General features: G+C 64.2%; 19 protein-coding genes. 11 read left to right on the forward strand and 8 right to left on the reverse strand.

Annotated elements, in window-relative coordinates:
* Positions 1-256: 256 nt before the first annotated feature.
* The 3 genes from AC628_RS26315 to AC628_RS26325 form a co-directional block, all read right to left on the reverse strand.
* On the reverse strand, positions 257-1,318 hold the full coding sequence (locus tag AC628_RS26315; RefSeq protein WP_074129725.1) for an ABC transporter permease: 1,062 nt from the start codon (positions 1,316-1,318) through the stop codon (positions 257-259).
* On the reverse strand, positions 1,315-2,841 hold the full coding sequence (locus AC628_RS26320) for a sugar ABC transporter ATP-binding protein (protein WP_074129726.1): 1,527 nt from the start codon (positions 2,839-2,841) through the stop codon (positions 1,315-1,317). The genes AC628_RS26315 and AC628_RS26320 overlap by 4 nt, the downstream gene beginning before the upstream one ends.
* Positions 2,842-2,904: 63 nt before the next feature.
* Positions 2,905-3,870, reverse strand: a complete 966-nt coding sequence (locus AC628_RS26325) for a sugar-binding protein (protein ID WP_083633148.1) — start codon at positions 3,868-3,870, stop codon at positions 2,905-2,907.
* A gap of 241 nt (positions 3,871-4,111) precedes the next feature.
* Here AC628_RS26325 and AC628_RS26330 point away from each other — a divergent pair, with 241 nt between their 5' ends.
* The 3 genes from AC628_RS26330 to AC628_RS26340 all read left to right on the forward strand — a co-directional run bounded on the left by AC628_RS26330 (position 4,112) and on the right by AC628_RS26340 (position 7,157).
* Positions 4,112-5,383: an ROK family protein gene (locus AC628_RS26330; RefSeq protein WP_074129727.1), complete on the forward strand. Its 1,272-nt coding sequence runs from the start codon at positions 4,112-4,114 to the stop codon at positions 5,381-5,383.
* A gap of 80 nt (positions 5,384-5,463) precedes the next feature.
* On the forward strand, positions 5,464-6,222 hold the full coding sequence (locus AC628_RS26335; protein ID WP_074129728.1) for an SDR family NAD(P)-dependent oxidoreductase: 759 nt from the start codon (positions 5,464-5,466) through the stop codon (positions 6,220-6,222).
* Positions 6,223-6,503: 281 nt separating this feature from the next.
* Positions 6,504-7,157 (forward strand): TetR/AcrR family transcriptional regulator, encoded by a 654-nt coding sequence (locus AC628_RS26340; protein ID WP_074129741.1) that lies wholly within the window; start codon positions 6,504-6,506, stop codon positions 7,155-7,157.
* Between the two features lie 244 nt (positions 7,158-7,401).
* Here the strand turns inward: AC628_RS26340 and paaZ are convergent, their stop codons facing one another.
* The 3 genes from paaZ to AC628_RS45875 form a co-directional block, all read right to left on the reverse strand.
* Complete coding sequence (gene paaZ / locus AC628_RS26345) at positions 7,402-9,429, reverse strand: phenylacetic acid degradation bifunctional protein PaaZ (protein ID WP_074129729.1); 2,028 nt, start codon at positions 9,427-9,429, stop codon at positions 7,402-7,404.
* A 103-nt stretch (positions 9,430-9,532) separates the two neighbouring features.
* Positions 9,533-10,324, reverse strand: coding sequence for a 2-(1,2-epoxy-1,2-dihydrophenyl)acetyl-CoA isomerase PaaG (gene paaG, locus AC628_RS26350; protein WP_074129730.1), 792 nt, complete (start codon positions 10,322-10,324; stop codon positions 9,533-9,535).
* A 256-nt stretch (positions 10,325-10,580) separates the two neighbouring features.
* Positions 10,581-10,703, reverse strand: a complete 123-nt coding sequence (locus tag AC628_RS45875) for a hypothetical protein (protein ID WP_283806719.1) — start codon at positions 10,701-10,703, stop codon at positions 10,581-10,583.
* Between the two features lie 18 nt (positions 10,704-10,721).
* On the opposite strand from AC628_RS45875, the gene AC628_RS26355 reads away from it, so the two are divergent.
* A complete protein-coding gene (locus AC628_RS26355) occupies positions 10,722-11,696 on the forward strand; it encodes an AraC family transcriptional regulator (protein ID WP_168193454.1) in 975 nt (324 codons plus the stop codon).
* Here the strand turns inward: AC628_RS26355 and AC628_RS26360 are convergent.
* Positions 11,693-12,094 (reverse strand): hypothetical protein, encoded by a 402-nt coding sequence (locus AC628_RS26360; RefSeq protein WP_074129732.1) that lies wholly within the window; start codon positions 12,092-12,094, stop codon positions 11,693-11,695. The genes AC628_RS26355 and AC628_RS26360 overlap by 4 nt on opposite strands.
* 154 nt (positions 12,095-12,248) lie before the next feature.
* Between AC628_RS26360 and AC628_RS26365 the strand changes: the two genes are divergently transcribed.
* A complete protein-coding gene (locus tag AC628_RS26365; protein WP_168193455.1) occupies positions 12,249-13,307 on the forward strand; it encodes an AraC family transcriptional regulator in 1,059 nt (352 codons plus the stop codon).
* Positions 13,308-13,339: 32 nt separating this feature from the next.
* Here the strand turns inward: AC628_RS26365 and AC628_RS26370 are convergent, their stop codons facing one another.
* Complete coding sequence (locus AC628_RS26370) at positions 13,340-13,564, reverse strand: hypothetical protein (RefSeq protein ID WP_143201810.1); 225 nt, start codon at positions 13,562-13,564, stop codon at positions 13,340-13,342.
* 431 nt (positions 13,565-13,995) lie between these two features.
* Between AC628_RS26370 and AC628_RS26375 the strand changes: the two genes are divergently transcribed.
* From AC628_RS26375 to AC628_RS26400, 6 genes are all read left to right on the forward strand, one after another.
* Positions 13,996-14,436, forward strand: coding sequence for a hypothetical protein (locus AC628_RS26375; RefSeq protein WP_143201811.1), 441 nt, complete (start codon positions 13,996-13,998; stop codon positions 14,434-14,436).
* A 37-nt stretch (positions 14,437-14,473) separates the two neighbouring features.
* Positions 14,474-15,493 carry a DUF4424 domain-containing protein gene (locus AC628_RS26380; protein ID WP_074129736.1) on the forward strand — a complete coding sequence of 340 codons (1,020 nt, stop codon included), beginning with the start codon at positions 14,474-14,476 and terminating at the stop codon, positions 15,491-15,493.
* Between the two features lie 168 nt (positions 15,494-15,661).
* Positions 15,662-16,876, forward strand: a complete 1,215-nt coding sequence (locus AC628_RS26385; protein WP_168193456.1) for an acyl-CoA dehydrogenase family protein — start codon at positions 15,662-15,664, stop codon at positions 16,874-16,876.
* Positions 16,877-16,986: 110 nt separating this feature from the next.
* Entirely contained in the window at positions 16,987-17,193 is a 207-nt protein-coding gene (locus AC628_RS26390; protein ID WP_074129738.1) for a hypothetical protein, read from the forward strand.
* A gap of 227 nt (positions 17,194-17,420) precedes the next feature.
* A complete protein-coding gene (locus tag AC628_RS26395; protein WP_050425534.1) occupies positions 17,421-18,542 on the forward strand; it encodes a branched-chain amino acid ABC transporter substrate-binding protein in 1,122 nt (373 codons plus the stop codon).
* Positions 18,543-18,733: 191 nt separating this feature from the next.
* Entirely contained in the window at positions 18,734-19,795 is a 1,062-nt protein-coding gene (locus tag AC628_RS26400) for a hypothetical protein (protein ID WP_143201812.1), read from the forward strand.
* The last annotated feature ends 23 nt before the right edge of the window (positions 19,796-19,818 follow it).

Here is a 19,818-nt window from a genome sequence, read left to right on the forward strand (position 1 = left end):
GCCCTTCAGCACGGAACGCGCCCCTTTTCAGTGCACTCATCCTTCAACTTGAGATAGAAACCACGTGCGCACCAAAGCCTTTCAAGACGGTGGTGAGGGTCTGTCCGTCGCCCGGCCGGGTCCGGCCTGCAGCGCGAATGCGGACGCCAGCGTCGTGTGCTTCATCGGTGCTGCGCATCGAACTCCTCCCCATGGTCTTCTATTCAAGTCGCCGCGACCCTATTCCCGGCCACGGTTCATCCTTATCGAGTGGTGGTTATGCCTGATCGCCCGTCGTCGTCGGCAACGCGGCCGCGCCGTGCGGGGGCCCGTTCTGCAGACGAGTGTTTTCCTTCGATTTCGGTGTCGTGCGGGCGAGGCCGGCCAGCGCGGCCTTGCGCCGCCGCCGGGCCTGCAATTGCTGATCCGCCAGCACGCCGATCAGAATCACGGTGCCCATCACCGCGAAGTTCAGCGAATTCGGAATGCCGAGGATGTTCACGAGGTTCTGCAGCACCTGCAGCAAGGCCGTCCCCAGCACGATACCAAGGATGGAGCCTTCGCCGCCGCGCAGGCTGCAGCCGCCGAGCACGGCAGCTGCAATCGCATAGAGCTCGTAGAAATTGCCGAAGGAACTCGGAGAGACCGAGTTGGTATAGAAGACGAACAGCACGGTCGAAACGCCGGCGAGGCCGCCGCTGATGACATAGGCGGTCGCGATCACGAGGTTGGTCCTGATGCCGGAGAAACGCGCCGCTTCCTCGTTCTTGCCGACGGCATAGAGCCAGCGCCCGTAGACGGAGCGATGCAGCAGCACGCCGAGGATCACCGCCAGGATGATCAGGAAGATGAAAGTGTTCGGAATGCCCGCGACATTGCCGGAGGCGATGTTGCCCAGCGTGCTGGCCTCGTCGCCGTAGCCGAAGCCGCGCGTCGAATCGCTGGTGTAGTAGCGTGCGGCGCCGCGATAGATCAAAAGCCCGCACAGCGTCACGATGAAGGGTTGCATCTTCAGCCGGGTGATCAGGAAGCCCTGGATGCCGCCCAGCGCCAGCCCGCCCATCAGGACCAGCAGCAGTGCGAACGGCCAGGGCACCTGATACGTCGTCAGCAGGTCGATGAAGACGACGCCAAGCAGCGCGAACATCGAGCCGAGCGAAAGATCGATGCCTCCGGTGATGATGACGAGCCCTTCGCCCAGCGCGAACACACCGAACAGGCCGATCAAATTGGCCATGTTCAGCAGGTTCACGAACGACAGGAAGGCCGGGTTGATCGCGCCGGTGATGGCGGAGATCACCGCCAGCAGCAAGAACAGGCCGAGTTCCTTCTTCATCATGACGCAGCGGCCTCCATGGTCTCGAGCGCTTGGCCGACCGCCAGCCGCAACACGTTGTATTCGCTGAACTGGTCGCGCTCGAGCACGCCGCTGACGCTGCCTTCATGCATCACCGCGACCCGGTCGGAGACGCCGATGACCTCTTCCATGTCGGAGGAGATCATCACGATGGCGACGCCCTGGTCGGCGAGGCTGCGCATCAGCGCGTAGATCTCGCTCTTGGCGCCGACATCGATGCCGCGGGTCGGCTCGTCAAAGAACATCACGCGCGGCTGCATCGAGAGCCATTTGCCCAGCACCACTTTCTGCTGGTTGCCGCCGGAGAGCGTCACCGCTTCGATGTCGATGCTCGGCGCCTTGATCGACAGGCGCCTCGCCTGATCCTTTGCGATCTTGCGTTCGGCGGTGCCGTTGACCAGCCACATCCGCGCATAATCCAACAGGCTCGCGAGCGTCACATTTTCGCGGATCGGCAGTTCCAGCACCAGCCCGGATTTCTTGCGATCCTCCGGCACCAGGTAGATTCCCTGCCTGATCGCATCGCGCGGCGAGGCGACACCGACCGGCGCGTTGTCGATCCTGATCTCGCCGCCCAGCAGCGGGTCGATGCCGAACACGGCACGGGCAAGCGAGGTGCGGCCGGCGCCGACGAGGCCGGCGAGGCCGAGGATCTCGCCGCGCCGCACCGAAAGATCGATCTGCCGGTCGGGAAAGGCCGTCGTCACGACGCCGGCGATGTCGCAGCCGCCCGGCTGCGGCGCGTGCGCCGGGGGCGTGTACAGCGCCTTGAGGTCGCGGCCGATCATCAGCCGGATCATGGCGGCATGGCTCAGCTCGTCCCGCGCCAGCTCTCCCACCGTGCGCCCGTCGCGCAGCACCACGACGCGATCGGCGCAGCTCATGATCTCGCCGAGCCGGTGTGAGATGTAGATCACTGAAATGCCGTGCGCCTTCAGGTCGGTGATCACCTCCAGCAGCCGTTCGGTCTCCGAAATCGTCAAGCTCGAGGTTGGCTCGTCCATGATGATCACGCGCGCGTCGATCGAGAGCGCCTTGGCGATCTCCACCATCTGACGCTCCGCGATCGACAGATTGTCGACCAGCGTGCTCGGCGTGAAATCCGCGCCCAGCCGTTCCAGCAGCGGCGTCACGCGGGCGCGCATCTCGGCATTGTCCACCAGTTTCAGCGGACCGCCGGCAAGCTTCTCGCGCCCGATGAAGACGTTGGCTGCGACGTCGAGATTCTCGAACAGGTTCAGCTCCTGGTGTACGAAGGCGATGCCGGCGAGCGTCGCTTCGTTCACCGTCATCCGGGCGTGCTCGGTGCCGCCGATGCGGATCACGCCCGCGCTCGGTGCGATCACGCCGGCCAGCACGCGCATCAGCGTCGACTTGCCGGCGCCGTTCTCGCCGATCAGGCCCAGCACCTCGCCGCGGCAGACGCGCAGATTGACGTCGTCGAGCGCCCGGACGCCGGGATAGGTCTTGCTGATTCCGCTGAGTTCCAGCAGCGTTTCCGCCATTCGGCATGTCCTCCTGCACACCGCCCGGCGGCCGTGGCGGCCGGGCGGTGACGCCGACTGAAGTTACTTCTTCAGCAGGTCCTTCAGATTCGCGGCGAACTCCGCGACGTTTGCCTTGCTGATCACCTTGGTCGGCACGATCAGCTTGCTGTCCTTCGGGATCCAGGACTTGTCGCCGTTCAGCGTCTTGATGATGTTGGTGGCGGAGAGATAGCCGAACTCGTACGGCTGCTGCACGACGGTGGATTCGATCGTGCCGTCGGAGATGCCCCGCAGCGTGCGCTGATCCTCGTCGAAGCCGACGATCTTCACCTTGCCGGCCTTGCCCGCGGCCTTCACCGCGTCATAGATCAGCGGCGTCTCGTAGCTCCACAGGCCGGACAGCAGCGCGATGTCGGGATATTTGACGAGCACGTTCTCCATGTTCGCCTTGGCCTTGGCGAAGTCCACCTGGTCGGTGAACACGTCGACCAGCTCGACCTTGGTGCCGGCGATCGATTCCTTGATGCCCTGCACCCGCTCGCGGGCGTTGTCGGCGTCCATCGTTCCGACGAACAGCGCGATCTTGCCGCCGTTCGGCAGCGCCTTCTTGATCTCCTCGCCGGCCTGCCGCCCGGCGGCGACGTTGTCGGTGCCGATATAGGCGAGGCGATTGCTCTGCGGCGCGTCGCTGTCCGTCGTGATCAGCACGGTCTTGGCTGCAACCTTGTTGAGTTCTTCGGTCGCATGCGGCGCATCGTCGACCGAGATCGAGATACCGGCGACGCCGCGCACCAGCAGGTCGTCCAGCTCGCGCCGCTGACCGGCCGCGGTGCCTTCGTTGGTGACGATCAGCTCGATATTGTAGTCTGGGTGCTCTTTCTGCGCCTTCTCAAGCCCGCGGCCCGCGATGGTCCAGAAGTCGGCCGCGACGTTGGTCACCAGCGCGATGGTCTTTTTTTGCTGTGCCTGTGCTATCCCCGTGGTCATCGCGAGCGCAGCTGCGCCCGCCAGCAACGGCACGATCAATCTTCTCATTGAGTCATTCATATGCACCTCCCTGTCGATACCCCACGCGAGGGGATTTCACGCTCGGCGCTTTTCACGCCTTATTTTATTCACGTAACTAATAAATTAGCGCGACAAAAAGTCCAGTCAAGGATGTTCGAGTCCGGATGTTCAAGCAAAAATAGTAAGGCGGTGATGTATTTCGGTCGCAATCGACGCTTTTTGGCCAATATCTGAGGCGTATCCGTTGAATAATTTTATCAAGCGAATTAAAAAAGCCGTTATGAATGAGCAGTCCGAACCGCTGAGACGCGCTTCAAGTCTGACCCGCGGATCGAACCGCGACCGTCTCGTTGAAGTCTTGCGGCGTCAGGGACCGTTGCCGCGCGTCGAGCTTGCACGCAGCACCGGGCTGAGCTTCCCGGCCATTTCGGCCATCACGTCAAAGCTGATGGCGGAAGACCTGCTGGTTGAGGCCGAGACCGATGCGGCGACGTCTTGGCCGGACGATACCGACGACGAGGATGCGGATGGGTTGAACGGCCGCCGTCGTGGCCGGCCGGCGGTCCTGCTGACCCTGAACCCCGAATTCGGCCGCATCATTGCGGTCTCGCTGCGCATGAATCTGATCGAGACATTGATCGCCGATTTCAGCGGCTCGGCCCTGGCGCAATCGCGGCTTGAACTGACGACGCGCGGGCTCGATGCAGGCGCGGTGTGCGACCTCGTGATCGCGCAGATCGAGGCCATGCTCGAAGAGACGGCCACGCCGCGAAACCGGCTGTTGGGAATCGGGATTGCGCTGCAGGGCATCGTCGACGCCGACACCGGCCGGCATCTGTGGAGCCCCGCGCTGTCGATCACCGACGTCGATCTGGCAACGCCGATCCGCGAGGAATTCGGCGTCGAGGTCGTGATGGCGAACGACGCGGTCGCGGTGGCGCTGTCCCTCGTTGCGGCCGAGCCGGCACTGGCGCAGGGGCTGACGGCCACGCTGATGGTCGGTCACGGCATCGGCATGGGCATCGTCGTCGACGGTGAAGCGCGCTGGGGTGCCGGCGCGGGCAGCGAGATCGGCCATGTCAAGTTGACGCCGAACGGTCCACAGTGCCGCTGTGGTCAGCGCGGCTGCATCGAGGCCCATCTCGCCGACTATGCGCTCTACCGCGACGCCCGCACCTTTCTCGACCTGCCGCCGGCGGTGTCGCAGCAACCGTCCGAGGCGCAGATGGCGCTGCTGAGGGCGCGGGCACGCGCCGGCGATCCGCGTCTCGAACAGTTGTTCCGGCAGGCTGGCCACGCGCTTGCCGAGGCGGTCGCCACGACGATATCGGTGCTGCGCCCGCATCATCTGATCCTCGCGGGCCCCGGCCTGCAGGCGTTCGACATGATGCGCAGTGCCTATGAGGAACGGCTCGAGCAGGCGGTGCTGCCGTGGCTGCTCAAATCCACGGCGATCCATGTGCGTCCCAGCGAGTCGGCGACAATTGTCGACGGCATGGTGCGGCGGACGCTACGGGTCGTGGACCGAAGCCACATGGAGACAACCGAGTGAAACTTCGGGAGCTGCGGCCGTTTGCTTGAGCCGCAGCAATGCAACTGACGCCCTTCAGGCGCCAAATCGTGAGGATGCCAATGCAGGGTGCCATCTATCCAAGCCTCAAGGACCGGACCGTCCTGGTCACCGGTGGCGGTTCTGGCATCGGCGAGGCGATCGTCCGCCAGTTCATCAGCCAGGGCGCGCGGGTCGGTTTCATCGACATCGATCTGACGTCCTCGGAGCAACTGCTGTCCGATCTGGGGGCGCATGCCCGCGTGCACTTCGAACACGCCGATCTGCGCGACATCGGCGCGCTGCGCCGCGCGGTCGCCGGCATCCGCGAGGCGCTCGGGCCGATCACCATCCTGGTCAACAACGCGGCGCGCGATGATCGTCACGCGATCGAGGACGTCACACCGGAATTCTGGGACGAGCGGATCGCCGTCAACCTGAAGCATCAGTTCTTCAGCGCCCAGGCGGTCGCACCCGACATGAAACAGGCGGGCGGCGGTGCGATCATCAATATCGGATCGGTGAGCTGGGTGATCGGCCAGGGCAACATGCCCTGCTACACCACGGCGAAATCAGCGGTTCAGGGCCTCACCCGCGCGCTGGCCCGCGATCTCGGGCCGTACAATGTGCGGGTCAACTCCATCCTGCCCGGATGGATCATGACCCAGCGGCAGCAGGATCTGTGGCTGACGCCCGAAGGCGTCACAGAACTGATGCAGCGGCAATGCCTCAAGCGCAAGCTCGTGCCTGACGACATCGCCCGCGTCGTGCTGTTTTTCGCCGCCGACGACAGCGGCGCCTGCACCAACCAGAGCCATATCGTCGACGGCGGCTGGGTCTAGCGACTGTTGCGGGTCCCTTGGTGAGGTCTGGCGCAAGGCGGACGGAGATGTGCGAGACGCCCGCCGCGCGCAAGCATGACCGTCGGTGCCAGCAGGCGTTCGCCAGGGTGTGACCTCGGGACAGGGGCACCATTCCAACTCAGCCATGGAATTGTTTGACCGGATGGTCGATAAAAGGTGGTTCGGATGCGGCCCGGCCGGGCAGGGCGGCGTTTCGGAACTTTGCCGTCGATTGACGGCTTCTGACGATGGCCGGACGGCGGCCGGTGGAACGGAACGACATGGCCCGATCGCGCGCCAAGGACTACGACGACAAGCGCCTCTCGATGCTGCATCGCGCGGCCGAGCTGTTTGCCGCATCGGGATATGTCGGCACGTCGATGAACACGATCGCGGATGCGTGCGGGGTCTCGAAGGCGCTGCTCTATCACTATTACCCCGACAAGGAAGCGATCCTGTTCGACATCCTGTCGTCGCATCTCGAGGCGCTGGTGACGGCGGTTCGCAAGGCGAGCGCGTCGGCCGGCGATCCGGTCGAGCGCTTCAGGACGATCGTTGCCACGCTGCTCGAGCTCTACCGGCATGCCGACGCCGAGCATCAGGTCCAGATCGCAAGCCTCAAGCTGCTGCCGAAGGACAAGCAGCAGCCGCTACTTGCGAGCGAGCGGATCCTGGTCGGGATCATGTCGGATGCGCTCGCCGCGGCGGTGCCGGCGGCGAAGCACAAGCGCGTGCTCAAGCCGCTGACGATGAGCGTCTTCGGCATGCTGAACTGGCATTATATGTGGTTCCGCGAGGGCGGGCCGATGACCCGCGCCGAATATGCCGACTTCGTCGCGCAGCTGGTGCTGGCCGGTGCCGCGGAAGCCGCCGCGGCCCGGCCGCGCGGCAAGGCAAAGCCCGCCGGCCGAAGCCGGCAGGCGAAATTGCTCTGACGTGAGCCCATAGCACAGTGTGATTTTGCTTCGGATCGAGCGGCTGGCTCAGCTTTACCTCGCCCCGCGTGCGGGGAGAGGTCGAATCGCATGGAGCGAAGCGTAATGTGATCCGGGTGAGGGGGAGTCTCCGCAAACACAGCTATCACCGCATACGCGGAGGCAGCCCCTCACAACCAACCCTTTAAGAGCAAGCTTTGCTTGTCTCGACCCCGTAAGAACGGGGAGAGGGAGACGTCACGCTCTAGCTCCGCATCGCGTTCATCGTCAGCAGCTCGTAGGTCGCCGCGGTCTCGCCGGTCCCGGTCGTGATCTCGACGTCCCAGCGCACCTCGCCATATTGCTTGTTGCGCGTCGTCTTCTCCTTCGCGGTCAGGCGCACCTGGATCTGTTCGCCCGGCTGCACCGGTTTGACGAAACGCAGCGAGTCGAGGCCGTAATTCGCCAGCACCGGACCGTAGTCTGGATCGACGAACAGGCCGGCCGCGAACGACAGCAGCAAATAGCCATGCGCGACGCGGCCCGGGAAGAAAGGATGCCCCTTGGTCGCTTCCTCGTCCATGTGGGCGTAGAAGGTGTCGCCGGTGAAATGCGCGAAGTGCTCGATGTCGTCGAGGGTGATCTGCCGCGCCTTCGAGACCAGCGTGCGGCCGATCTCCAGATCGTCATAGTGATAGCGGAACGGGTGCAGGTCACCTTCGAGCATTGGGCTGCCCTTGAACCAGCGGCCGGTGACGCCGCTCAGCATGCGAGGGGAGCCCTGCAACGCGGTGCGCTGCATGTAGTGCTGCAGGCTGCGGACGCCGCCCAGTTCCTCGCCGCCGCCGGCGCGGCCCGGGCCGCCGTGAACCATCTGCGGCATCGGCGAGCCGTGTCCGGTGTGCTCGGTCGCGCAGTCGCGGTCGATGATCGCGACACGGCCGTGGAAGCTGCCGATGCCGAAGGTGAGTTCGGTCGCCGTCGGGATGTCGTGGGTGTAGACCGATGCAACCAGGCTGCCGCCGCCGCGATTGGTCAGCGCGATGGCCTGCTCCAGATCGTCATAGCCCATCACGGTGCTAACAGGTCCGAACGCCTCGATCTCGTGGACCGCGGTCGCGGCGAGCGGTTTCGCGCAATGCAGCAGCAGCGGCGGGACGAAAGCGCCGCGCTTGGCGTCGGCGTCGACCAGCGGGAAATTGCCGGGATCACCGGCCACCAGCTCGGCCTCGGTGCGGAGCTTCGCGACATGGGCAAGCACATCGCTGCGCTGGGCGAGGCCGACCAGCGGTCCCATCCTGACCTTGTCGCTTTCGGGATTGCCGATCACGACCTTTGCCAGACGGTCGCGCAAGGCGGTGATCACGGCATCGAGCTGTGCCGACGGCGCCAGTGCGCGGCGGATCGCGGTGCATTTCTGCCCGGCCTTGACCGTCATCTCCTTTGCCACTTCCTTGATGAAGAGATCGAACTCCGGGCTTCCGGGCACGGCGTCCGGCGCGAGGATCGCCGCATTGAGCGAATCCCGCTCGGCGATGAATCGGACAGCTTCGCGCGCAACGACCGGATGCCGTTGCAGCTTTTGCGAGGTCTCAGCCGAGCCTGTGAACGACACCACGTCCTGGCAGGTGAGGTGTTCGAACAGATCGCCGGTCGATCCCACGATGAACTGGAGCGCGCCTTCCGGCAGCACGCCGGACTCGCTGATCATCCGTACCAGGTCGTAGGCGACATAGGAGGTGACGGTCGCGGGTTTGGAGACGACGGGAACGCCGGCGAGCAGTGCGGGCGCCAGCTTCTCCAGCATGCCCCAGCACGGAAAGTTGAATGCGTTGATATGCACGGCGACGCCGTGCAACGGCGTGACGATATGCTGGCCGGCGAACGCGCCGCGCTTGGAGAGCCCCTCGACATTGCCGTCGAGCAGGTATCTGGTGTTCGGAAGCTCGCGGCGACCCTTGCTGGCATAGGCGAACAGCGTGCCGATGCCGCCATCGACGTCGATCATGGCGTCGGTGCGGGTCGCGCCCGCATGAAGCGATAATTTGTAGAGCCGGTCCTTATGCTGGCTCAGATAGTCCGCTAGCGCCTTCAGCAGGCCTGCACGCTGGTGGAACGACAGCTTGCGGAGGTTCTTGCCGCCGACCGCGCGGCCATAGGCGAGGATCTCGCGCATGTCGAGATCGCTCCTGGTCGCGAGCGCCACCACGTCGCCGGTGACGGCGCTGTGGATCTCGGCGGCCGGTTCGCCCGCGCCGGACCACTTGCCGCGAACGAAGCTGTCGAGCTTCATGATGTTGTCGGACGTCCGGGATTGAGGTTGTGTCATCGAAGTCGAATCCTCTGACTTGTGATCATGATGCGTCTCGCCTTGCGGGCGGAACGTTCAATCGGTGTTAGGCTCTTCCGGTGAAGCGCGGCGCGCGCTTGTCGAGGAAGGCGGTGACGCCTTCGGCATAGTCCGCCGATCGGCCGGCGCGGCCCTGCAGGTCGCGCTCGAGATCGAGTTGCGCGTCGAGCGTGTTGGTCTCGGAGGCATCGAGCGCCTGCTTGATCAACGCAAGACCGTCGGTCGGCTGCGTCGCGAGCGAGGCGGCGAGGGCGTGGGCCTCCGTCATCAGCTCGGTATCCTCGACCACCTTCCAGATCATGCCCCATGCCTCCGCCCGTTCCGCCGAGATCGGCTCGGCCAGCATGGCCAGTGCGCGCGCCCGCGCTCCGCCGACCAGCCGCGGCAAGAACCAGGTGCCGCCGGAATCCGGGACGAGGCCAAGCTTCGCAAAGGCCTGAATGAACTTGGCCGACCGTGCGGCGATCACGATATCGCAGGCAAGCGCCACGTTCGCGCCGGCGCCTGCGGCGACGCCGTTGACGGCGCACACGACCGGCATCGGAATGCTGCGCAGCTTGCGCACCAGCGGGTTGTAGAATTTCTCGATTGGCGCTGCGAGATCCGGCGTCTCGCCCGGCGTGAAGACGCCGTCTGAAAGATCCTGCCCGGCGCAGAACCCGCGTCCCGCTCCGGTCAGGATCAGCGCGCGGCAGGACTTGTCCTGTTCTGCCGCGAGCAGCGCGGCCATCAATGCGGCGTGCAGATCGGCGCTGAACGAATTCAGGCGGTCGGGTCTGTTGAGCGTCAGGACGCGATATCCGGCGCGGATATCGGTCAACACGAGATCGCTGACCATGATTACCTCCCGTTCTCGGCTTCTGACGACCGAGGTCGTATGACCTGCGATCGGATTACTATTGACCGTCCGGTCAGTCAATTATAAATTATGGCTGCCCCAATGCGGACGGCCGTCTTCGAGCTTATCGGAGCGAGGACGATCTTAGTCCCGGCCGCGAATTCGGGCGCGACAAACCCATCGAGATCGGAGCGATTTCGCGCGCTGCGCCGGACGCTGGTATTTGCGATGCTTATGCGCGGACGCTTGGCAGTTGTCAGATCGAGGCATCGGCGGAACCCGTGAAAGGTTCACGTTCGCAGCCGCGCTGCATGGCCTCCATGCCGCGGTATGTGCCGCCACAAATCAGCCGCATATCAACGGCGACCTCCGCCGCCATGAGGGCGAGCCTATGACAATGCAGTCGGGCGATATCACAGGGTTTCGATTCTCGACCGCCCATATCGGCGAACGAGATCGCTTGCCGATCTTTCGCGAGCAGATCGGGCGGATGATCGTCAAACTCGATCCGGAGCCGCTCGACGACGGCGCGTTTCACGCGGAAGCGAGTGTGCGCGAATTGTCCGGGCTCGGCATCGGATCCTGGGCGTGCAGCAATCTCAAGATCGCAAGACCGCGCGAACTGCTCGACGGTACCGACGACCTAGTGCTGACGATCATCACGAGCGGCAACACCCGTGCCTCGCAGCGCGGCCGCGACATCGAACTCAGCCCGGGGCAAGCCGTGCTGCAATCGAGCGCGGAGGCCGCCAACATGGTTGTCCCGGTGTCGCCGAGCCGATTCGTCGGCCTCAGGCTGCCGCGCAAGGCGCTCGCACCGCTGGTTCGCGATCCCGAAGACATGCTGATCCGTCGGTTGCCGGCGAACACCGAAGCCATGCGCCTGCTCGCGCTCTATATCAGGGAGCTCGACGACAGCTACCAGCTCGCGACCCCCGAGCTGCGCAGCGCCGTCGTCAAGCATCTGGTCGATCTCGGCGCGCTGATCATCGGCGCGAACCGGGATGCCGCGGTTGCCGCCGAAGACGGCGGGCTGGCCGCCGCGCGGCTTGCCGCGGTCAAGGCCGACATCAATGACAATCTCAGCTACGGCGACCTCACTCTGCCCGCGGTGGCTGCCCGGATGAAACTCACGCCGCGCCATATCCAGAGGCTGTTCGAAAGCGCAGGTTCGACCTTCTCGGAGTTCGTGCTCGGTCAGCGCCTGGCGCGTGCGCATCATCTGCTGACCGATCCACGCCACAGCGGCAGCACCATCGGCACGATTGCGTTCGAAGTCGGGTTCGGCGATCTGTCTTACTTCAACCGCACCTTCCGCCGGCATTACGGCGCAACGCCATCGGAAATCCGCGCAGTGCCGCGAATGCGCTAGCCGACGTCGATCTTCGATTCCAACTCATCGCGTCGTGCTCCGTTGCGGAAAACGATCAAGGCAAACAGGGCAGCTCCCACGAACACGATGAGCGAACCGACCACGACGACGGGCTCGTAAGCCAGGCCACCGATCCGGATGGCCGCAATTCCGATCGGAAAGATGACGGCACCGATCACGGAGAGCCAGGCCTGTATCCTGGCGAGCGGACCGGTGGCTGCGGCGGGAAACGCATGGTAGTAAAGCCCGGCAAGGAACAATGCGACGAATCCGAGCAGATTGAGATGCGCGTGGGCCGGCGCCAGCGTGAAATCCTCGGCGACACCCATGCCGATGCCGAGGCCAAGCCCGACGAGAAAGAGGACGACGCTGATACGCAAGAGGTTCGACGCGAGCATTGCTCCTCCAGTTGGTGAACTCGATGCCATCCCTTGTCCCATGCCCGAAAATCCCTAAGCCGCATGTCCTTGGCAACTTGCCGGCCGACCCTTAGGCGTCTCGGAAACGCGACGCATGGACTGATGCGACATGCATTTGGACGGAGACGACATCGTGGACAATCGAGCCGGGCGTTGCGGCCGCCACAAATCAGCCGCAGATCGCGAGCGCCGTGCCGCGGCACCAAGGGAGGCGATGATGCCAAACGCGCCGGATGTCTCGGATTTTCGCTACTCGACCGCGGATTGGGCGGAGCGCGAGCGACTGACAATTTTTCGGGAACGGATCGGGCGCATGATGGTGAAGCTCGATCCGGCGCCACTGATCAACGGCGCGTACTATAGCGATGCCAGAGTGCTTGCGCTGCACGGGCTCGGGATCGGATTCTGGACGTTCGCCAACCTGCGGGTCGACCGAACGCGCGAACTGCTCGATGGCTGTGACGATCTGTTGCTGGTGATTGGCGTCAGTGGCAGTCGGCTGGTGTCGCACCGCGGTCGGGAGCGGACAATCGGCGCCGGTGAGGCAATTCTGATGGCGACCGCAGAGACGGCCACGATGACCTACCCCTCGCCGTCGCGTCTCATCAGTCTGCGACTGCCGCGCAAGGCGCTGATACCGCTGGTGCCCAATCCCGAGGACGCGCTGATGCGTCCGCTGCCGCCCTCAAGCGACGCGCTTCGATTGCTGACCCACTATGTCCGGGATATCGACGATCTTTATCGATCGGCGAGCGCGGAGCTGCAACATCTCGTCGTCAGCCATGTGATCGACCTTGCGGCGCTGGTGATCGGCGCGTCCAGGGACGGGGGGATGGTTGCGGAAGGTCGCGGCCTTGCTGCTGCGCGGCTGGCCGCGGTCAAGGCTGATGTCGGCGAGAGGATAGGGCAATGCAGCCTCAGCCTGACCGCTGTGGCGAGGCGCCAGAAGATAACGCCACGCCAAATTCAGCGGCTGTTTGCCGACGAAGGGACGACATTTTCCGAATTTGTGCTCGACCGGCGGCTGGTGCGCGCGCACAGCTTGCTGAGCGATCCGCGCAGCAGTGGCCGCAGCATCAGCACCATTGCGTTTGAGGCAGGGTTCGGCGACTTGTCCTACTTTAACCGCACGTTTCGCCAGCGCTACGGTGCAACGCCGTCGGACATTCGCACCACGCCGCGCCGCATCTGACGGAACGCGCGCCTTAGGGCTGCGGCCGCTGTCTACGGCTCGCCGCAGCCCGGCACCCGCCGGATTTGTTCGATCAATCGCCGATTGCGCTCCGCGGACAGTGGGCTCTCATTCGCGCACATCAGCATGGCGACGCATGCCGCCTTTGGTTCGGACGGCCAGGCGATGCTGCCGTCGATCGCGCCGTCGCATTTGCGGTAGGCATTTTTCGCATCCCAACGGATCGCGACTTCGGATGCGGGCGTCGAAGCGGCCATCACGATCAGTGCCGCTCCGATCAACAGGAGCGATCGGGATATCCGCCGATATGATCCGCGCATGCCGCTTGTCCATCCTTATGAAGGTCGTCGACGATACAGGAGCGTCCGAGGCGGGCGATCATTAACGGGCGGCCGGCCTGCATACAACGTTGCCGTCAGACGACCATGCGACAGACGGAGACAAATTCGATTCAAGTCGTGAACCGATGTCGCATATGTCCAAATCAGTGTCGCATCGGTCCGTGCCGCACATCCGCGAAGCGCATAAAAGGTAGCTTCCGTCTGATCGCGACAGGAAGAGTACTTGCCATTCAATATCGTTCGCAGCAACGGCGCGCGTGCGCGTGCATCGATATTGGATTCGGAGAAAGATCACGACGCAGCGAACCGGTTCGGCCTTGCGCGCTCATTCAGGTAGGATTGCGCTCATGTCGGTTTCGTTCATTCGATCAGCATCAGTGATGTTCTGCCTTCTAGCGGGAATAGCGCCGATCGCCACCGAGGCCGCGGGTGCGAAACCTGTGCTCAGGATCGAAAACGGGTTCCAACAGACCGTCGCGGTCTCAGCCGGGAGCGAACTCTCGTTTGGACCACCGCGGCAATCGCCGATCCGGCCTGGTGGCACCAGCGCCGGAGAAATCACGATCTCGCTTGCGGCCGGCGCTGCCGCCGGTATTGCCAAGCTGCATGTTTTCGAGCGCAGTGCTGTCCCGATCGGATTCATGGTGACGGCCTGGCAGGGCCGGAAATCGATCGCTGTCGTAAAGCTTTGCGGTCATCTCGAGATGGACAGTTGGGTCGTGCTGCCGATCGAGACGACGCACGTCGACGTCTCCGATTTCTTCCCGGTCAAGGACGGATGCGGCTGACTGCCGCGAGTTTGCTCCCCCAATCAAGAGAGAAGGAATGACCATGCCTCCGATAACCAAAGGGGCTTTTCTAGTCCTGCTTGCCGGGCTGATGCCCTGGTGCGCGCGGGCGAACGACACGTCCGCCGCGCTGGAAACCGGGGGGCTTCGCTTCAAGCAAGACCCTGATATCGTGATGCGCTCCGAGGACCTGTTCATCTCCGAGAAGCAGATCCGGATCGTCTACCGGTTCCTCAACACCTCGGCCGCGGACAAGACGATCATGATCGCGTTCCCGATGCCCGATATCGCCGGCAAGGAGAGCGACGAGAATATCGGCCTGCCGACCGACGATCCCGAAAACATCTTCGATTTCCATGTCACGGTCGACGGCAAGGCGGCCTCGCCGCATCTCGAACAGACGGCGCTCGCGAACGAGGTGGATCAGACGGTGCTGCTGCGCAAGCTCGGCATTCCGCTGATGCCGATCAGGGGCCCCGCCGGCGAGCTGCTCGACAAACTGCCGAAATCGAACTGGCCCGAGCTGGTCAAGCTCGGTGTCGGGGCGATCGAGACCTATGGCTCGGGTGGGCCGATGCAGGATCACCTGATACCGACCTGGACGTTGCGCTCGGCCTATACCTGGACGCAGACGTTCCCGGCCGGCCGGGAGATCACGTTCGAGCAGACCTACCGTCCGAGCGTTGGTGGCTCCGCGCAGACCATTATCGGTGCCGACAATTGGCGCAGCAATCCGGAAGCGCCCGCGTTTCTTGCGTCATACTGCATCGACGACGACCTGATCCGCAGCCTTGAGCGAGCGCGTGCGACGAGGCGCGCTCCCTATCCCCCGTTCAGCGAACGGTCGATTGCCTATGTGCTCTCGACCGGCGCCAACTGGGCGGCGCCGATCGGCGACTTTCACCTCACCGTCGACAAGGGCGAGCCCAACAATTTTGTCAGCTTCTGCGCTGAAGGCGTTAAGAAGACCGGACCGACCCGCTTCGAAGTCCGGCACGCGAACTTCACGCCGTCGCGAGATCTGAAGATCGTCATCTTCGTGCCGAATCCGAATTAGCGCAGGCGAACAGCATGCATTGAAGGCGAACAATGTTGTGTGATGTCGCATGCGTCCCAGTCGCTGTCGCGTCTGTCCGAGCCTCGCATCGCCGAGGCGCTTAAAACGCGGCCCCCCGCGGATCACCTTGCGCGGGCGATTCATCGACAGCGATGCAGCGAGGCGGCCATGACTGACACCATCCGATCATCCTTCGTCGATGCCGCCGCGGCGCTCGCGCCGCTGGTTCAGGCATCCGCACAGGAGAGTGAGCGATCGCGGCGGCTAGCTGTCCCGCTGGTCGAGGCGATGGCGCAGGCAGGCCTCTTCCGGCTCTGGATTCCGCGTGCCATCGGCGGCGAGGAGGCCGACCCGATGGCCCTCGTTCGGGTGGTCGAGGAGATCTCGCGCGCCGATGGTGCCGCAGGCTGGTGCATGGCCATCGGCGGCATCTATGGCGTGTTCGGCGGCTATCTTGGGAAGGATGCCGCGCGCGAGATCTATGGCAGCGACCCGCTGGTTCGAGCCGCGGGAGCCTTGCGGCCGATGGGCACAGCTGGGGTCGTCGATGGCGGTTATCGCGTCACGGGCCGCTGGCCGCTCGGAAGCGGCTGCCAGCACTCCGGCTGGATGATCGGAAATTGCCGTGTCTTCGACGGCGATCGGCCGCGCTTGCACCCTGATGGCACCCCGGTGATGCGCTTCATGCTGTTTCCGACCGCGCAATGCGAGATCCTCGATACCTGGCACAGCATCGGGCTGCGCGGCACCGGCAGCCATGACTATGCGATCGCGGATGCCTTCGTGCCATCCGCGCGGTCGCTGTCGTTTCGCGAACCGCCGGTGGAGCAGGGGCCGCTTTATGCGTTTCCGACCATCGCGCTGTTCGGGGCGGCGCTTGCGGCCGTGCCGCTCGGCATCGCCCGCCACGCCATCGACATCCTGGTCGGGCTCGTCGGACGAAAAATCGCGTCGCGCTCGCGCAAGCTGCTCCGCGAGGATTCGCTGGTGCAGGCTGATCTCGGACGCGCCGAGGCCTTGCTGGGCTCGGGGCGGGCTTTCCTCTACGAGACGCTGGGAGAGGCGTGGCAGGCGATCAGTGCCGGCAGGGCACTCAGCGTTACCGAGCGCGCCAAGCTGTGGCTGGCATCGACTCACGCGGCGAACACGGCCAAGCAGGCGACCGAGTTGATGTTCGGTGCCGGCGGCTCGGCTTCTGTCGACGTGAGCTGTGGGCTCGAGCGTTGCGTGCGCGATGTCCACGCCGCAGTCCAGCACCTCGCCTTGGCGCCGGCCAACTATCAGATGGCTGGTGAGGCGTATCTCGGTGCGGACATGCGGTCGACGCCCCTGCTGTTCTCGGATGACCGCGACGAAGCGCGTTCCCTGTCCCCCGTGCAGTGAACGATCGATCGCCTGCGGGTTCAAGACGGTCGTGAAGCCGGCGCTCTGCCTGGGAGCATCTCAACTTCGACTTCTGGAACGCGGACGGCGTTCGGCTGTCCCACATCGAAGTGCTGTCTCAGGGCAGCGTTGCCCACCGGCACACCGATGCCGATCTGCCGGCGCGACAACGCATCAATCTGGCGGTCTCGACGCAATGGGGCGCTATCAAGATCGGCGGCTACTACGAGATCGAGTTGAAGGGCGCTGTCGGGGCCGCCGCGCCGGTCGGAGCCGGCGTCAAGCCGGAACAGTCCGAGCCGCTGGTGCGGCCGTGATGTGCTGTCACGCACACGAGGCGGCTTCTTGTGCGATTTGAGCACCAATGCACGGCAACGTGTTTCACATTGTTGCCCGTTGTCGCATATGTCCAATCCCCCGTCGCCCCAGTCCGAGCCTGCCGGCCATCGCGCGCATACAAGGCAGCCCTCGGTGACCGTCGCACCCGGCGAGTTGAGTCGATTGCGATGCATTGAGGCGACTTGAGACCATCGAGGAGAATGTGATGAAGTTTGCACTTCGAGGATATTGTCTTGCGCTTGGCGCGAGCCTGGCCTTGTCCAGCGCTGCCATGGCGCAGGATATCAGTGTTGCCGTGGTTGGGCCGATGACCGGCTCGGAGGCGAGCTTCGGCCAGCAGTTCAAGAACGGCGCCGATCTCGCGATTGCCGATATCAACGCGGCAGGCGGCGTGCTCGGCAAGAAGCTGAAGCTGGAAGTCGGCGACGACGCCTGCGATCCGAAGCAGGCGGTGTCGGTTGCCGAGAAGATGGCGGGCGCGAGGATTCCCTTCGTCGTCGGGCACTTCTGCTCGTCGACCTCGATTCCCGCCTCTGACGCCTACGCCGAGGGCAACGTGCTGGAGATCACGCCCGGCTCGACCAACCCGCTGTTCACCGAACGCGGGTTGTGGAACACGTTCCGCGTCTGCGGCCGGGATGACCAGCAGGGCATGGTCGCGGCCGCCTATATCATCAAGAACTACAAGACCAAGAACGTCGCGATCATCCACGACAAGACGACCTACGGCAAAGGTCTTGCCGACGAGACCAAGAACGCCATCAACGCGGCGGGCGTGAAGGAAAAGCTCTATGAGGCCTACACCAAGGGCGACAAGGACTTTGCCGCGCTGGTGTCCCGCTTCAAGAAGGAATCGATCGATTTCGTCTATGTCGGCGGCTACTACGCCGAAGCTGCGTTGATCCTGCGCCAGATGCGCGAGCAGGGCGTCAATGCTGTGCTGATGGGCGGCGACGCGTTGGTCGACAAGCAGTTCGCCGCGATCGCGGGGCCGCTTGCCGAGGGCTCGCTGTTCACCTTCTCGCCGGATCCGCGCAAGAAGGTGACCGCAGCCGCGACCTTGAAGAAGTTCAAGGACAAGGGCATCGATCCGGACGGCTACACGCTCTACAGCTATGCCGCGTTCCAGATCTGGAGCCAGGCCGTCACCCGCGCCCAGACCACCGATGCCAAGAAGGTCGCGGCGGCCATCAAGGCCGGAAGCTGGGACACGGTGCTCGGCAACATCAGCTACACGCCGAAGGGCGACATCACCCTGATCGACTACGTCGTGTACCGGCGCGACAAGGACGGCAACTACGCCGAACTGCCGGCCGCTGGTCAATGATCGCTGGCCGCGACATCGGCGCTCCTCCCTGATCGATGTCGCGGCTGTGCCGGCTCACAGCGCCAACGGACCAACCCTCTGCCAGCCCCGGAGGTGTTGGCGCTGTGACGCCAGGCAGCAACGCTACCAACTGATTTACCCAACGACTGCCATCGCCGGACGTCGTTCGACGGCAACGGAAGAGAGCACACGTGTCTGACATGAGTCTGAGCAATGGCGGCGGTCGTTCTGGCGAATGGCGCGCCGCGGGGCAGTCGCAAGGACCGTCTCAAGGATCGTCGCAGGAATCGTCTCAAGAACCATCGCATTCCTATCCGCTGCTGGTGCGCGATCACGGTCTTGGCACCGCGCTGAAACTGCTGCTCGAGACCCTGCCTTATGCGCTGGCGCGATGGGGCGTGCTGTTGGGCTTTGCCGCGGCGTGCGCGGTGTTTGCCTTTGTCGCCGTGGGCGGCGCGGTGTGGCTCGGCACCCACGTCGCCAGCGTGTTCGGCTATTGCTGGCTGCTCGGCACCCTGCTGCTCGGCGGATGGATCTGGGGTGCCATCCTGCGCTACACGTTGCACATGATTGCCTGCGGCCACGTCGCCGTGCTGACCGAACTGATCACGCATGGCCGCATCGGCAACGGCACCGAAGGGCAGTTTGCCTATGGCCGCCGGATCGTGATGGACCGGTTCGGCGAGGTCGCGGTCCTGTTCGGGCTCAATGCGCTGATCCGCGCCGTGCTGCGCGCGTTTCACAATGCGCTCGATACGCTCGGCGATTGGCTGCCGGCGCCCGGCATGAAGGCGATCGTCGGCCTGCTCAACACCATCCTGTCGGCCGCGACGCGCTATCTGGACAAGGTGGTGCTGTCCTACGATCTGGTGCGCGGCGGCGACGACCCGAGGCGCAATATCCAGGACGGGCTGGTCTATTATTGCCAGAACGCCAAGCCGATCCTGACCACGTCGGTCTGGATGGTCATCGTCGAACGGATCCTGAGCATCCTGCTTTGCCTGTTGCTGCTGGTCCCCGCGGGGCTGGTGACGGTCTGGTTGCCGGAGGCGGTCAGGGAGTATGGCGCCATCGTCACCGTGTTCATCGCGGCCCTGCTGGCTGTGACGGTGCGTGCCGCATTCATCCAGCCGCTGTTCCTGATCTGCATGATGATCCGCTTTCACGCGCTGATCGAGAACCAGCCGATCAATTCGACCTGGGTCGGCTATCTCGACGGCCTCTCCGACAAGTTCCGGCAGATCGGACGCTGAGACTGCCAGGTTCACGAGGGATA

It is taken from the genome of Bradyrhizobium sp. NAS96.2 (assembly GCF_001908235.1).
Classification (GTDB): Bacteria; Pseudomonadota; Alphaproteobacteria; order Rhizobiales; family Xanthobacteraceae; genus Bradyrhizobium.

Coding starts and splice junctions, on each gene's coding strand:
- AC628_RS45875 (WP_283806719.1), bottom strand. CDS start 10,703: ATGGCGGCGGAGGTCGCCGTTGATATGCGGCTGATTTGTGGCGGCACA.
- AC628_RS26375 (WP_143201811.1), top strand. CDS start 13,996: ATGTCGGTTTCGTTCATTCGATCAGCATCAGTGATGTTCTGCCTTCTA.
- paaZ (WP_074129729.1), bottom strand. CDS start 9,429: ATGAAGCTCGACAGCTTCGTTCGCGGCAAGTGGTCCGGCGCGGGCGAA.
- AC628_RS26380 (WP_074129736.1), top strand. CDS start 14,474: ATGACCATGCCTCCGATAACCAAAGGGGCTTTTCTAGTCCTGCTTGCC.
- AC628_RS26385 (WP_168193456.1), top strand. CDS start 15,662: ATGACTGACACCATCCGATCATCCTTCGTCGATGCCGCCGCGGCGCTC.
- AC628_RS26360 (WP_074129732.1), bottom strand. CDS start 12,094: ATGCTCGCGTCGAACCTCTTGCGTATCAGCGTCGTCCTCTTTCTCGTC.
- AC628_RS26370 (WP_143201810.1), bottom strand. CDS start 13,564: ATGGCCGCTTCGACGCCCGCATCCGAAGTCGCGATCCGTTGGGATGCG.
- AC628_RS26335 (WP_074129728.1), top strand. CDS start 5,464: ATGCAGGGTGCCATCTATCCAAGCCTCAAGGACCGGACCGTCCTGGTC.
- AC628_RS26355 (WP_168193454.1), top strand. CDS start 10,722: ATGCAGTCGGGCGATATCACAGGGTTTCGATTCTCGACCGCCCATATC.
- paaG (WP_074129730.1), bottom strand. CDS start 10,324: ATGGTCAGCGATCTCGTGTTGACCGATATCCGCGCCGGATATCGCGTC.
- AC628_RS26340 (WP_074129741.1), top strand. CDS start 6,504: ATGGCCCGATCGCGCGCCAAGGACTACGACGACAAGCGCCTCTCGATG.
- AC628_RS26395 (WP_050425534.1), top strand. CDS start 17,421: ATGAAGTTTGCACTTCGAGGATATTGTCTTGCGCTTGGCGCGAGCCTG.
- AC628_RS26320 (WP_074129726.1), bottom strand. CDS start 2,841: ATGGCGGAAACGCTGCTGGAACTCAGCGGAATCAGCAAGACCTATCCC.
- AC628_RS26325 (WP_083633148.1), bottom strand. CDS start 3,870: ATGAATGACTCAATGAGAAGATTGATCGTGCCGTTGCTGGCGGGCGCA.
- AC628_RS26330 (WP_074129727.1), top strand. CDS start 4,112: ATGAATGAGCAGTCCGAACCGCTGAGACGCGCTTCAAGTCTGACCCGC.
- AC628_RS26315 (WP_074129725.1), bottom strand. CDS start 1,318: ATGATGAAGAAGGAACTCGGCCTGTTCTTGCTGCTGGCGGTGATCTCC.